The organism is Actinospica sp., assembly GCF_035552695.1.
Taxonomy (GTDB): Bacteria; Actinomycetota; Actinomycetes; order Streptomycetales; family Catenulisporaceae; genus Actinospica.
Window position 1 is genome coordinate 1 of sequence record NZ_DASZKT010000265.1, and the last position, 1,821, is coordinate 1,821.

The 1,821-nt window shown below is 71.0% G+C and carries 2 protein-coding genes; one reads left to right on the forward strand and one right to left on the reverse strand.

Annotated elements, in window-relative coordinates; all coding sequences use genetic code 11:
• The coding region (locus VG296_RS30045; protein ID WP_325571872.1) for an SCO6745 family protein at window positions 1-676 on the reverse strand (676 nt) is incomplete at its 3' end.
• Window positions 677-849: 173 nt separating this feature from the next.
• Between VG296_RS30045 and VG296_RS30050 the strand changes: the two genes are divergently transcribed.
• A partial coding sequence (locus tag VG296_RS30050; RefSeq protein ID WP_349259757.1) for a saccharopine dehydrogenase family protein occupies window positions 850-1,821 on the forward strand: 972 nt, incomplete at its 3' end.

Here is a 1,821-nt window from a genome sequence, read left to right on the forward strand (position 1 = left end):
CGGCCGCGGTCAGCGTCGCATCCTCACCGATCCACCCGCGTTCGGCCAGGCGAGCGGCCGCGGCTCCCCACTGCTCGTCGGTCCAGCCGCGGACCGGCTGCATGAGATCGCGGGAGATGTCCTTCGCGCACCGCAGCGCGACCGCCTCGCAGCCGTCGATGCCGGCGGCAGCAAGCGCGGCGAAGTGACCATCGCCGCGGTGCTCGCGCAGCAGCGTCGTAGCCTGCCACAGCCGCGTCAGGGGGTCGCCGGAGACAGGCAGCTCGGAGTTCGCCGCGGACAGCACGCGCCCGGCGAAGTCGAGGTCCCCCGCTGCGCGCCACAGCAGGTCGGCTGCCTTCGCCGCCTCGGCCTCCCGGCCGCCAAGCAGTCGTCGCAGTGAGGCGGCCGCGCCCGCCTCGCGTACCGCGATGGCCTCCTGCGGCGTGATCAGGTCCCACACGCCGGGGATCGCACGGGCCACAAAGGCCGGCGCGAAGTTGTAGAAGGACGCGGCAACCACGGCCGCCCCCGCACCGCCAAGCGGCGCGGCCCGCCCGGCGAAGTAACCGCGCCAGTAGCCGCGCAAGCCCGCCTCGGTGAACGCCCGCAGCGCCTCGGGCGCGAAGTACGCCACATCGTGGACTGGCTCGAACATCGTCCACATCGCCCGCGCCGCGCTCATCGTGTCCGCCACGACTGCTCCTTCCGCTACAGCGTCAAGCGTAGGGCAACGCCTGCCCCGAGAGCAGTGGCCAGGGGGTCACCGGCTTAGGCTGAATCAGGTCTGGTGCGTCGCGCCATGCCGTCTAGCGGGATCGGCCTGCCGGGCGAGCGCCCGCCGCCGGGCAATCAGTCGGGAGGCGCATGATGCGAGTGCTAGTCGTCGGCGCCGGCGGAGTTGGGTCGGCGGTCGCGCGAACGATCGCGCGGTGGGATCTGTTCGAGCGCGTCGTCGTGGCCGACTACGACGAGGAGCGGGCGCGCCGGGCGATCGCCGGTGGCGGCGGCCGGTTCGCCGCCTTCAAACTGGACGCGCGGGACGAGCAGGCGATTGGTGAGCTGATCAGGACCGAGCGGTGCGATGCCGTGCTGAACGCGCTCGACCCGCGGTTCGTGATGCCGGTCTTCCGTGCGGCCCTTGCCGCTGGAGTCACCTACCTCGACATGGCGATGTCGCTGTCCCGCCCGCACGATTCGGATCCGTACCGCCACCCGGGAGTCAAACTGGGTGACGAGCAGTTCGCACTCGCCGGGGAATGGGAGCGCCGCGGGCTTCTGGCCCTGTGCAGCATCGGGGTCGAGCCGGGTCTGTCGGACGTGTTCGCCCGCTACGCGGCAGACCGGCTGTTTGCCTCCATCGACGAGGTCGGCGTCCGCGACGGCGCGAACCTGGTAGTCGAGGGCTACGAGTTCGCCCCGACGTTCTCCATCTGGACGACGATCGAGGAGTGCCTAAACCCGCCAGTCGTGTGGGAACGCGGCAAGCGGTGGTACACAACCGAGCCGTTCAGCGAGCCGGAGACCTTCACCTTCCCGGCCGGAATCGGGCCAGTGGAGTGCGTCAACGTGGAGCACGAAGAGGTCCTGCTCATTCCGCGCTGGGTCGACTCCGGCCGGGTGACCTTCAAGTACGGGCTGGGCGAGGAGTTCATCGGCGTACTGAAGACGATCCACAAACTCGGCCTCGACTCGACCGCCCCCGTCCAGGTGGGCACGGCTGCCGTCTCGCCGCGGGACGTGATCGCCGCATGCCTGCCCGACCCCGCCGGGCTTGGCGAAGCGATGTCGGGGCTCACCTGCGCCGGCACCTGGGTCACCGGCACGGGCAAGGACGGGTCG